Here is a 13,149-nt window from a genome sequence, read left to right on the forward strand (position 1 = left end):
GAATATGAAAAAATATATAGTTATTCTGTTAGCCAGCCTTATCTCTTATAGTTCATGTGACTATCTCGACAAACGGCCTGATGATATGCTGACAATGGATATGGTTTTTGAAAATGCTGACAACACAGAAGAATGGCTTGCCGGATTGTACGGCCTTGTACCTGATCCACTTAAAGAATTTATATACACTGAATATGGCTTTTATATGATGACAGATGAAGTACATATGGCGTCATCATTAGGTCAATTCGGATGGAGTGGACTGATGGGTATACAACAGGGCGACTGGAATCCGACAACACTCGTACCCGCAAAAGATGTATGGGGCGAAACTTATAAGAAAGTACGTGCTGCCCTCATATTTATTGAAAATGTAAAAGAATTGCCCGAGCAAAGGCAGACTGCAGAAATAGTAGAACGGTATAAGAACGAAGCCCGGTTTCTCATAGCTTATTACTATTCACGTATGCTCGAATTATATGGGCCGTTTCCGTTGGTAACGAACCTGACAGATGTAAATACTTCTGCCGAAGATATAATAATGGAACGTACTCCTTACGATGAGATTGTCAATTATCTTGATAATGAATTGTTAGAGTTATCTAAAGTATTACCTGAAAGTTATGATGATGTCAATATAGGACGCCCTACTTCCGGTATTTGCCTCGCCGTACGTGCACGGATGTTGCTGTTTGCAGCCAGTCCTTTGTTTAATGGTAATGCTGAATATGCCGGAATGAAAACGGAAGATGGACGGGATTTATTTAATCAGACATATGATGCAAGTAAATGGAAACGGGCTGCGGATGCGGCTAAACTGGTAATCGATATGCCTCAGTATGATTTATATAAAGAATACAATTCGGATGGCAGTATTGATGCTCTTTTATCTTGTATAAACACTCATCTGACAAATGTGAAAGAGAACAAGGAAATAATCTTTCCATATCCTAAGAAAACACACAGTTATTACGAATATCATCTCTTGCCCAGGGGGTCAGGTTGGGCCGGTTGTATAAGTATTACACAAAATGTAGTGGATGCCTTCTTTATGAAAAACGGAATGTCCATTAAAGATGCAGGATCGGGCTATAGTGAATCGGGCTATACGGCAGATGATATTTATTATGATTCAGCCTACCGTTGGGGCAATGCTCAGGGTACTAAAGGGTTGGTCGTAAAAAAAGGAACTTTTAATATGTATGCTAACCGGGAACCCCGTTTCTATGCAAATGTCCGGTATCATACACAATATTGTCCGTTCGACAATCTTCAAAGGGATCATAATTTCCTAAATGGAGGAACCGATGGCAGACCTTCGCACGATAGTCCCATCGCAGGTTACCAAATCAACAAGGCTTTGAATCCGGCTTCCCGTTCTGGCGTCGCTTACCCATATAAACCGGGTATTATTATTCGCCTGGCCGAAATGTATCTCAACTATGCAGAAGCACTAAATGAATACGATCCGGGTAATGCCGATATCCTGAAATATGTCAATCTGATAAGGGAAAGAGCCGGCATACCAGGTTTAAGTTCAGGTCTTTCACAAGCCGCAGTACGTGAAGCCATACAAAAAGAAAGACGTGTGGAATTTGCGCTTGAAAGCGGCATGCGCTATATGGATTTAAGGAGATGGAAAAAAATGGAAGAGACTTTTGTTACTCCTATTTCGGGTATGGATACCAACGCGAATACAAACACTAACTATTTCAAACGAGTAGATATCCAGACCCGCGTCTTCTTGAAGAAAATGTATTTGTGGCCTATCAGGCAAACATATATTGATAATAACCACAAATTGATTCAGAATAAAGGGTACTAATCTAATGCCGTAAAAATGATAAAGAAAGTGATTATATTAATAATAACGAGTATCTGCTTTTTCCTTTTCCCTCAATGCAAGGATTCGGATGACGATGGTGGTAAATCAATATCATCCGTTAAAATAACGATCTTGCCGGATAAAGAATTGATAGTGGAAGCAATAGGTGGTGAAAAGGAGTTTACCATCACCTCCGAGCCATCGACTTCATTAAAATTCGCATACAGTACGAGTTGGATAAAACCGGTCACTGGAAAAGAAACTGCATGGATGATTGAAGAAAACAAATCGGAATTAAGCCGTAATGGACGGATATATATTCTGGATGCTTCTTCATTAAAAGGCCTGGATACGATTTATATCACGCAGAAGTCCGTCAGTGGAGAAATAAACGACAATGAAGTGGTATTTATTGAAACGGAAGTTCCGGTAAGTATTCCTTTTGCAGGGAATTCATATATTTCTTATCCTAAAAACTCGAATCTGATAGATAATTATACAGGAAAGCTGGTATCGGGTTGGGTAGATAAGGATATTATTATCAGTACATATTTCCGGGTAGGGGCTTCCGGCAAACTCAATATCGGATTCTTAGGAAGTAATAATACCGGAACCAGTAAAATCCGTTTTACAATTGAAGGAGAAAGCTATGATGTAACTGTAAGCGGGCCAACTTCTAAAATATATGGAATTACCACTTTGCAACGCTCAGCCCCGGGATATGTGAAAGTTGATATGCAGGGGCTATCCAAATCTGGAAATACTTTCGGCGATATCTCTCATTTCCGTATAGGTGAATCGGCGGCAAGCTCGACCAATAACTTTGTAACAGAAGAAAAAATGGCCGAAGATGCGATGAACTGCTACTTTTTCCGAAGAGGAGCCTCAACTCATTTTTTCTATACACTGCCAACATCGGATGTCGAATATTTCTATAATGAAATTCTCGTTACAGAAGAAAATGCTGTAAATGCGACATATTATATGATGAACGGTTTTTCTCAGGGATATATGGGTATTCAGCAGGTCACCTCTGGTGAACGAAAAGTACTTTTCTCGGTATGGAGTCCATATCAGACAGACGATCCGAATGATATACCTGAAGAAATGAGAGTAAAATTGTTGCGCAAGGGAGCAAATGTTACAATAGGAGAGTTCGGAAATGAAGGAAGCGGGGGACAAAGCTGGTTAAATTATTCATGGGAACCTGGTACTACATACAAAGCTTTGGTGGGAATTCGTCCCGATGGAAATGGAAACTCTATATATACTGCTTATTTCTATGCAGATAACGAGTGGAAACTAATAGCTTCCTTCAGCCGTCCTCAGACAACCACTTATTACAAAGGTGCTTATTCATTTCTCGAGAATTTTGTTCCTACCCAATCTATTTACACTCGTTCTGTGGCATTTAAAAATCAATGGGTAAGACTTGTGTCGGGTGAATGGAAAGAAATTACCGAAGCAAAATTCTCTATGGATGACACCGGACGGAATGGTATCCGGTACGATGTCTATGGAAATGTTGATCAGAATACAAATAGCTTTGTGTTGAAAGGATTCGGTTTCTTTGATGAACACACCGCCTACGGAACCATCTTGACAAGGAACAGCAACTCCTCCGGACCTCCAAACATTGATTTTGAGGCATTAAAGAATATTCCTTCTATAGACTGATTTTTATTGTTAATTTATTTATGATAATAAAGAATTAAATATGAATACAAAAATATCATTTTGGCTTTTACTCTTCACATTGCTCTTTACATTAGGTGCTTGTGAAGATTATGGAGTAGATGTTGCGCCTGCGCCTGAGGGTGAGGTAAACGTGAGCCTCTCCCCCGACGAAACCCTTACATTCAAAGCTAAAGAAAGCGAGTCTGAAATTGCCATACTTTCCAATATGCCTCAAGAGGCTATGTCCATAGCAGTAAAGGATACGACTTGGTGCAAGGCCGAATTAGCCGGTAGCACAGTAAAGGTAAAAGTTACCGAAAACCTGAAATATATAGCACGTTCTACGAGTATAACAATAAAAGTGTTTTCTCAAACCAGATCAATAGATATACAACAAGAGGCTAAAGAATTCAATACAGAGCCTGAATATCCGATCGATAAGGTTTATAGGATAGGCATACCGACAGTTGCCGATTTTGCTACATCTAAGATATACAGAGTAATGGACGGAGATCAGAAAATTGCGGAAATTTGCCTCGAATATCTCAACAATGATATAATTTCATCCCGTGCTGTAGTCGCTTATGTTGGTAAAGGTGGTGCCGCAAGCTATAATGATGGTTTCGTGGCATATCTTGTCGATGCAAGTGGAAATATTTCTACTCAAAACGAGAATGGAGGCAAAGCGATTTTTGATACAGACGGTAATACTCTGGATTATATACCTGGAAGTAGCGAACCTGTTAACACTATATATCTATCGGCTTACGGTATCACAAAAGAGGAACAGGACGATGCTGTCGATATATCTGCAGAACCTTATTTAATAAATGATATATGCGGTAATTCCTATCCTGTGGTCAAGATTGGAGTAGAAGTATGGCAAGGATCAAATCTTCGTACTACAAAATTTGGTAATGGTACCGATATCGATATTATAACTAGTGATAAATTCGCTGATTATAAAAACGCGATACCATTTGTCACCTATCCAATGGCTAATCCGGCTATCGATACAGAGACATACGGTTATTTATATAATGCCATAACTGTAACAGGTGATAACGAAGTTCTGATTGGAGAATCTATCCTCGATGGAAACTGGCGTGTTGCTACAGGCGGTGGTTCTACAGCAGCTGGCGTTATGGGCTCCGGCACCGACTGGCAGCGTCTCTTTAAATATGTGGGTAAGGATCAGCTAGGAACACTGTTGGCTACAGGTTATGGTTGGAATAACGGTGGTAACGGTGGATTTGATATATCTACAGTATCTGATATTACCGGCTTAACGGTAGTCCCTGCCGGAGAAATGTATAATATCACCGGATCGTCTTTCGCTATTGGTGCTAATACACAAGCATTTTTCTTCTATGGCAATGGTGCAGGACGTGGATATAGTCTGGCAGAAAAAGACGGAAAGGCTGTTGATCAGGCGGGTGTCAGAGAATGGCCTCATGCTTCTGACGCTTGTAGTATCCGTTTAGTAAGAATTGACAGATAAGAGATTTTTTGTTCTACTTCAAATTCCTGATTCCGGTTTATCTGTAAACCGGAATCAGGAATTTTTGTTTTTAAACTAGTGTTTAATTATAGTATAGACATTAGTCTTTTGTGAAAGAACCAGAGTAGATAACATGTGATGATTTATATAATATAAAAAGTGATTATAATTTTCTTCATAAAGAGGGTTGTGGTAAATTTTATTCACAACCATGTATGATTAATGTATATTTTCGATTAATAACCCATTTTTAACCTTTAAATAATCTTAAAAATAATTTGTATCGCCTTTATTTGCATAAAAAAGTACACTGTGTGCATTCTTTTCTTTTAACTATTATTTCAGAACTAAAGTTAATCTAAAATTATATTATAAATCTATTTTCATGAAAAAAGAGGGGTTATTAGTCTTTATCTTTTATTTTATTTTTCTTTGCGCAAAGGCGGATAGCTATCCGGTGGATTATGTAAATCCACTGATGGGTACATTGTCAAAGCATTCACTGTCGACAGGAAACACATACCCGGCTATAGCTCTTCCATGGGGAATGAATTTCTGGGTTCCACAAACAGGAAAGATGGGAGATGGATGGGCTTATACTTATGATGCGGATAAAATAAGAGGATTTAAGCAAACCCATCAACCAAGTCCCTGGATGAATGATTACGGGCAATTTTCTATTATGCCGATTACACAAGATCTGGTATTTGATGAAGACGCAAGGGCCAGCTGGTTTTCCCATAAGGCGGAGATAGCAAAACCTTATTATTATAAAGTCTATTTAGCCGACCATGATGTTGTAACAGAGATAACACCTACATCAAGAGCGGCAATGTTTCGTTTCACTTTTCCCGAAAAAGATAAATCTTATGTCGTTATTGATGCCTATGATAACGGTTCGTATGTAAGAATTATACCCGAAGATAATAAGATTATCGGTTATACTACCCGGAATAGTGGCGGAGTTCCACAAAATTTCAAAAATTATTTTGTTATAGAATTTGACAAACCATTTACATATACAGCTTCTGTATCGAAGGATAATATTGACAATTCTGTCAAAGAAGTGACAAGCGACCATGCGGGAGCTATCATTGGATTCTCTACTAAGAGGGGAGAAATTGTGCATGCAAAGGTTGCCTCTTCATTCATTGGTTTCGAACAGGCGGAACTGAATTTAAAAGAACTGGGAGATAATACTTTTGAAGAGATCAAACAGGAAGGCAGGGATAGCTGGAATGAGGTGTTGGGAAAGATTGTAGTTGAAGATAATAATATTGATAACCTGAGAACTTTCTATTCCTGCCTTTATCGTTCAGTGCTTTTCCCTCGCAGCTTTTATGAGATTGATACTCAGGGTAAAGTGATGCATTATAGTCCGTACAATGGAAAAGTGTTACCGGGATATATGTTTGCCGATACAGGATTCTGGGATACATTCCGTTGTCTTTTCCCCTTCCTGAATATGATGTATCCATCGATGAATGCAAAAATGCAGGAATGGTTGGTAAACAGCTATAAGGAAAGTGGATTTCTGCCCGAGTGGTCAAGCCCCGGACACAGAGATTGCATGGTTGGGAATAACTCTGCGTCTGTTGTAGCCGATGCCTATCTTAAAGGACTTCGCGATTATGATATTGAAACATTGTGGGAAGCGGTAAAACATGGTGCAAATGATTATCTGGAACGCACTGCTTCCGGACGTAAAGGTTATCAATATTACAATAAACTGGGATATGTTCCGTATAATGTAGGCGTGAATGAAAATGCAGCACGTACTCTCGAATATGCATACAATGATTGGTGTATATATCAATTAGGGAAAAAACTGGGTAAACCTGAAAAAGAAATAGAGATCTATGCTAAGCGTGCGATGAACTATAAAAAACTGTTCGATCCGGGTCATAAACTAATGCGTGGTAAAAATGAAGACGGCACATTCCAGTCTCCGTTCAATCCGCTGAAATGGGGTGATGCCTTTACAGAAGGTAACAGTTGGCACTACACATGGTCGGTATTCCACGATCCGCAAGGATTGATAGACCTGATGGGAGGAAAGGATGGTTTTAACCAAATGATGGATTCAGTGTTCAATGTTCCGCCATTGTTCGACGAAAGCTATTATGGTGCAGTGATCCACGAAATACGCGAAATGCAAATAATGAATATGGGGAATTATGCTCATGGTAATCAGCCTATTCAGCACATGATATATCTTTATAATTATTCGGGACAGCCATGGAAAGCTCAATATTGGACAAGGGAAGTATTGGACAAACTTTATAATCCGAATCCAGATGGTTACTGTGGAGATGAGGACAACGGGCAAACGTCTGCATGGTATGTTTTTTCAGCACTAGGGTTTTACACCGTTTGTCCTGGAACGGATCAGTATGTAGTCGGCTCTCCTCTTTTCAAAAAAGTAACATTGAATCTGGAAAACGGGAAAAAAGTTGTTATTAATGCACCGGATAATAATAAAGAAAAGCGCTATGTGGAATCACTCAACGTTAATGGAAAACCACATTCAAAAAATTATTTGACTCATGAATTATTAATGAATGGCGCAGTTATTGATTTTAAAATGTCTGCAGAACCAAACAAAAAGAGAGGTGTTGGTGCGTCCGATTTGCCCTATTCATTCTCTGAAAAAAAATGAACTGTTAAAAAATATAATAAAAATCTTATCTTAAAAACCTTATCTAATAATCGAATATTATATGAAACAAATCAGACTTTTAAAAACACTAATGTTAGTGGTCTTGTTAGGTGCGATAGTATCCATGACAAGTTCTTGTGATGATGATGATAACACCACAACAGGAAAAGGAACACTTCACGGCGTTGTTACAGATGAGCAGGGAATTTCTCTTTCCGATGTTGTTGTGTCTGTAGCTGGTATGGACAGAACTGCGGTGTCAAAAGAGAACGGGCAATACAGCCTTGACAATATTTCTGTGGGCGAACATACCATAACATTTAAGAAGGTTGGATATATTTCTGTAACGAAAGTAGCTGAAACAAGTGATTTCGATATAAGGAATAATCTTGAGTTGGATGTATCGATGGTACAAGACGTTGGCGCAATAACAGGTACGATAACAGATGCTGAAACAGGCCTGCCTATTGCCGGAGCCACCGTTGTTTCGAATGGAGAAACTGTGACCAGTGATGCAAACGGTGTATATGCCTTTGAAAGCTTTGAAAAAGGCAGCTATACAGTCGAATTCAGTGCTGATGGCTATTTCCCTGCGACAGGATCTGTTGGAACTGACGATTTTGTAGACCGTATTGCCACTCTTGATATGCAATTGGAACCTAAATCGGTGATTGAAGGTATAGTAACGGATTCCGAAAGCGGACTGGCTTTAGCTGGTGTAACAGTTAAGATGGGAGATGAAGAAGTTGCCACTGATGTTGATGGGAAATATGCCTTTAAAGGCCTTGATGAGACAGATTATACACTTGTATTCTCAAAAGAAGGTTATTATGACGAAACAAAAACTGTTGTAGCGGGTGACTTTGCAAACAAATTAGTTACGTTGAATCTGGCAATGGATGCTAATAATCTGACAATTTTGGGCAATATGACTGCTGAAGATCTTGCTTCGACCCGCAAATGGCGTTACAATGTGCTTCAAGGTGGAAAAAACTCAGAAGATAGTTATCACTGGTATCAGTCGGTTAACTATTTGCTGTTATCTGACTATTACGGCAGTTGGGAAGAGCAAAATGAAGGTACTACTGTACGGATACGTAATACAGCATCCGATCAGACTAACCCGGCCAATCTTAATAAATTCGATTCATTTATATACGGAAGCAAGGCTATTACAGCCGATAACAAGATACTTTCATTGAGAATGCACACTAAAGATGCTGATGCAGCATCTCCGGCGCATTTTGGTGTGCAAGTTGTAGATCTTTCAGCCATGAAACCGACTGCTGTAAAAATTGGTGAAACCAAGACCTATGGTTCGTCTACCTATACTGACTTTTCTTTTGATTTAAGTGATTATGTAGGTAAAGAAGTTATTATTGCAGTGGGTATTTACCGTGCTCAAACAGGAGACTATTATAAGCAGTTCGTAATTCGTTCTTTGCGCTTTGCTCAGACAGAAGTGATAGGAACAGCCTGGATGCCAGGTACAGAAGTTGTGACAGGATGGAAGTTGACTCAGGAAATGGTTCGTTCCACTATGCTAAATACAAGCACAATATTTACCGGGATGAGTACCAGTAGTGATTATCGCACATGGCTGACTCTGAATTCTCATGTCGGAAGCGAATGGAGTGCTGTGTCATTGTATAAAGAGCCGGATGTAACCAATGGTAGCGGCTATTCTATAAAGACGAATACAGGCAATGGATCCAGTATTATACCTCATGCATATATTTATTCTAAGTTTGCTATCACGACATCTAATGATCAAATGACGTTAAAGGCCCGTACCGACAATAGTGGTAGTAGACCCGATCGTGAAACATATTTTAAACTGTCGGTTGTAAAGGAAGACGGAACGGTTACTCATGTTATACCAACAACTGCCACAATCAATGCGACTGATGCTGCTGCTGTTTATGCTACAACAGACAGGAGTGGGGGCAATATTAATGGCTGCGTAAGGTTCAGTAATAAGGACGGAAGCAGTTCTGCACCTGAGAAATATGCGGTATTTGAATATGATCTCTCTCAATTTAATAACAGCAATGTTGTGCTTGTACTTGGCGTATATAATGTCGTTGAAGATACTAGTGAGAACAAGGTTCAAATTTATAGCATCGACTTCAAATAATTGAAAATATTTTATACTCCTGGCGAATCATTTGCAGTATAGCCTGCAAAGATTCGCAGGAAGTGTAAGAAATTAGGCTTAAAGATGAAAAAAATAATTATTGCGATTGCTACCATACTTTGTTTCATTCCTGTTATGGCTGCGTGCAGCCATACTGATAATGTAATTATTGCCGAACCGGAAGATAAACCAACGCCTACTCCCGACCCCGATCCTGACCCGATCCAGGTTAAATTGCCAGTAATTGCTGAACAAAACCTTATTCGATCTATCGAATTGGTGGATAATGCTATCTCTTACTTTTTTACCGGGGATGGGATGATAATGTCGAAAAACTACAATCCATATACTGAAACCCGTACCGAAACGGAAAGTATATGGGGTTATACCACTGCTATTGAAGCTGTCAACACTGTTATGGAAGGGCTTAAAGCTTTTAAAGAGTATGGCAATTCGGAATTATATGATGAACACTTCAGTCGTTATTCCAAGTTACTTTCTAAACTGTACGACAATGCAGCCTACTATAAAGGATCATTTACTCTGACATCATACACACAAACAAAAAATTGGGTTGTGTATGCTGTTCCCAGAGGAAGTGTAAAAGGCCAGGCAAATGTTACGGGGACTGATAATAAGAATAATGTGTATGACGATCAGCAATGGCTGGTACGGGAATTATTAAAGGCTTACAAGCTCACAAACGATCCTGTATATTTGTATGAAGCCGAATACCTTACAAATTATGTTCTTGATGGTTGGGATTGTACTTTAGATGGTAATGGCAAAGAGTATGGCGGCATCACATGGGGGCCTGGTTATACATCGAAGCATGCATGTAGCAATGGACCATTTATTAGTCCTTTGGTATGGCTATCTGAGCTGTATAAGGATACAAATGATGAGATAGAATACCTGTATATTGCCGCAGATAAAAGTCGTGTAAGCACTACCATGAAAAAAAGTGATTATTACCTGACCTTCGCAAAGAAAGTATATGACTGGCAGAAGAATAACCTGTTGTTGTCTAGTGGCGTATACAACGATATGTTGGGCGGGGGCGGAAATGTTTCTTACGAAACTATCGATGGAGTGAAATACCGTAAGCATGCAAATCTGACTGACAATGCAGGCCCGCCTATTACCTACAATAGTGGTACAATGTTATCGGGAGCAGTTGATCTCTATCGTGTAACGGGAGACAATGTTTATCTCGATGATGCAAAAAAACTCTCGGATGCAAGCTTCAGCTATTTCGCCTCACTTGGCACCAAGGTAGCCGGATATTATACCTACGATCTCAGCGGCCATCGCAACTGGTTTAACGGAGTTTTGATGCGTGGCTATCTCGATGTATATCCTTCTTACAGCGGAGTTGATGCCTATATTGACAGTTTCCAGAAGAACCTCGATTATGGCTACGGAAAATTTCTCTATAAAAGCTTTTTACCATCCGATTTACTAGCAGGCTGGAGTAATACCGAAAATGAAAATAATGTAAGAGGAATGTTTGCGCTTGCATTTGCCTCGGAGTATGCATTACTTGCGAAATACGAGTTGGGTAGGGGAAATTGATGCCGGTCTGTTAATTTTGGAGCCTAAAATCTGAAGATTATTATAAAAATCTGTTTATTAATTCATTTTTAACCCTTAATTAATCTGAAAAATAATTTAAATGTGTTATCCTTGTTTATATGAAAAGCATATATAGATAACCATTTCGCAACGAGAAATTGTATTTGATTAAGTAATTATCATTTGAAGTTATACATATTACAGAGTAATATATAATGTAGAGGCCGTATTTCATTACAACCTCCAGGCACTTTTTTACTCTGTAAAAGGCAGAATAATGACTCTCTGTGTACCAAATGATACTATGACAAATAATATAAAACATATTAATATCATTAAATCTTTAAAAACTTGTGCACTATGAAAACGAAAAGTACCATGAAAAAAAGGAACTGGTATGTCCATTGGATTTTACTGGCTCTGATAGTTCTTTCTTTCGGAAGTTGCAAGGATGACAACGATGGACAGGAATTCAATCCTGACAAGCCGGTTGCTATCGCTTCATTTTCTCCCGAAACCGGAGGCGCAAATACACGCTTATTGTTGACAGGCGATAATTTTGGGACAAACGCTGCCAATATAGTAGTAACCATAGGAGGCGCCAGAGCTACTGTTGTAGGGGCGAATGGCAACTACCTGTATGTTGTAGTGCCAAAGAAAGCCAGCGAAGGAACTATCGAAATTATTATTTATGATGACGACGGTATGGAAAAGGCGAGGACTACAGCAGCCTCTAAATTTGACTATGTAATGAAAAGATTGGTTTCTACGGTTGTAGGAGATGTCGATGATAAGGGCGAATATGAAATCAAAGACGGGCCTTTTGGTAATTGCGGAGGGATAGCCAAAATTGGCTGGTTGTCGTTCGATCCTAAAAATGCAAATCACCTCTATTTGGTGGGAGACCAGACAGCATGTCGTCTGATCGATCTTAAAAATAAATACCTGAGCACAATGTATGTCGACGGGGGACTCGGAGGTGTGATGTACCGCATGCGTTCTATCTCATGGACACTGACGGCCGACTCTATGGTAGTTTCCACCTGGCGAAGTAGTACAGCTCAGAGTAACGGAATACTTACCCGGGCAAATGCATTCAAGTCTTCTCCATCACTTATAACCGGGACAAGAAGATGTTGCGGATCGGCCGTTCATCCTGTCAATGGAGAATTGTATATAGCTGATCAGGAAAGCGGGAGCCTCTTTCAGTACGACTTGGAAACGAAAATAACAAGCAGTGCATTATTCCAGGTGCAATCCACAGATACGGATTATAAAATATTGATACATCCTACAGGCAACTACGCATATCTGTGCCTTGCTGGTAAAGGTACTATTATGAAGTCTGAGTATAATTGGACAACCAAAGCTTTCACAACCCCTTCTGTGTTTTGTGGAGACCCTAGTAACAAAGGCTGGGCAGATGGAGTGGGCAAGAGGGCTCGCTTGCAGGGGCCTTTTCAGGGTGTCTTTGTGAAAAATCCTGAGTATGCAGGAAAAGCCGATGAGTATGATTTCTATTTCTGCGACCGTGAAAACCATTGCGTCAGAAAGGTAACTCCCGAAGGAATCGTTTCCACATTTGCCGGACGAGGTAGTGTGAGTGCTGATAATACAGTAAACGGATATGTAGACGGTGACCTGCGCGAAGAGGCGCGTTTCAACAATCCTGAAGGTATTGCTTATGATGAGGTGAATGACATTTTCTATGTTGGGGACACGGATAATCATCGCGTTCGTAAAATAGCTTGGGAAGATTAACTAACGATAAACAA

At 39.6% G+C, this 13,149-nt stretch carries 7 protein-coding genes; all 7 read left to right on the forward strand.

The genetic code is table 11. From position 1 onward, the window contains the following. Positions 1-4: 4 nt before the first annotated feature. The 7 genes from GGR21_RS06650 (at position 5) to GGR21_RS06680 (ending at position 13,135) form a co-directional block, all read left to right on the forward strand. Positions 5-1,825: a RagB/SusD family nutrient uptake outer membrane protein gene (locus tag GGR21_RS06650; protein ID WP_183306419.1), complete on the forward strand. Its 1,821-nt coding sequence runs from the start codon at positions 5-7 to the stop codon at positions 1,823-1,825. 15 nt (positions 1,826-1,840) lie between these two features. Beyond that, a complete protein-coding gene (locus tag GGR21_RS06655; RefSeq protein ID WP_183306420.1) occupies positions 1,841-3,502 on the forward strand; it encodes a DUF3472 domain-containing protein in 1,662 nt (553 codons plus the stop codon). A gap of 40 nt (positions 3,503-3,542) precedes the next feature. Beyond that, positions 3,543-5,003, forward strand: coding sequence for an FISUMP domain-containing protein (locus GGR21_RS06660; RefSeq protein ID WP_183306421.1), 1,461 nt, complete (start codon positions 3,543-3,545; stop codon positions 5,001-5,003). 385 nt (positions 5,004-5,388) lie between these two features. Further along, positions 5,389-7,662 carry a GH92 family glycosyl hydrolase gene (locus GGR21_RS06665; protein WP_183306422.1) on the forward strand — a complete coding sequence of 758 codons (2,274 nt, stop codon included), beginning with the start codon at positions 5,389-5,391 and terminating at the stop codon, positions 7,660-7,662. 61 nt (positions 7,663-7,723) lie between these two features. Then, positions 7,724-9,799 carry an MSCRAMM family protein gene (locus GGR21_RS06670; RefSeq protein ID WP_183306423.1) on the forward strand — a complete coding sequence of 692 codons (2,076 nt, stop codon included), beginning with the start codon at positions 7,724-7,726 and terminating at the stop codon, positions 9,797-9,799. An 84-nt stretch (positions 9,800-9,883) separates the two neighbouring features. Continuing rightward, a complete protein-coding gene (locus tag GGR21_RS06675; RefSeq protein ID WP_183306424.1) occupies positions 9,884-11,374 on the forward strand; it encodes a glycoside hydrolase family 76 protein in 1,491 nt (496 codons plus the stop codon). A gap of 360 nt (positions 11,375-11,734) precedes the next feature. Further along, entirely contained in the window at positions 11,735-13,135 is a 1,401-nt protein-coding gene (locus GGR21_RS06680; protein WP_183306425.1) for an IPT/TIG domain-containing protein, read from the forward strand. The last annotated feature ends 14 nt before the right edge of the window (positions 13,136-13,149 follow it).

This window comes from Dysgonomonas hofstadii (assembly GCF_014196915.1).
GTDB lineage: Bacteria > Bacteroidota > Bacteroidia > Bacteroidales > Dysgonomonadaceae > Dysgonomonas > Dysgonomonas hofstadii.

What these genes read in the sequence shown, in the direction of transcription:
- GGR21_RS06655 (WP_183306420.1), top strand. Translation starts at nt 1,841, where the DNA reads ATGATAAAGAAAGTGATTATATTAATAATAACGAGTATCTGCTTTTTC.
- GGR21_RS06650 (WP_183306419.1), top strand. Translation starts at nt 5, where the DNA reads ATGAAAAAATATATAGTTATTCTGTTAGCCAGCCTTATCTCTTATAGT.
- GGR21_RS06680 (WP_183306425.1), top strand. Translation starts at nt 11,735, where the DNA reads ATGAAAACGAAAAGTACCATGAAAAAAAGGAACTGGTATGTCCATTGG.
- GGR21_RS06670 (WP_183306423.1), top strand. Translation starts at nt 7,724, where the DNA reads ATGAAACAAATCAGACTTTTAAAAACACTAATGTTAGTGGTCTTGTTA.
- GGR21_RS06660 (WP_183306421.1), top strand. Translation starts at nt 3,543, where the DNA reads ATGAATACAAAAATATCATTTTGGCTTTTACTCTTCACATTGCTCTTT.
- GGR21_RS06675 (WP_183306424.1), top strand. Translation starts at nt 9,884, where the DNA reads ATGAAAAAAATAATTATTGCGATTGCTACCATACTTTGTTTCATTCCT.
- GGR21_RS06665 (WP_183306422.1), top strand. Translation starts at nt 5,389, where the DNA reads ATGAAAAAAGAGGGGTTATTAGTCTTTATCTTTTATTTTATTTTTCTT.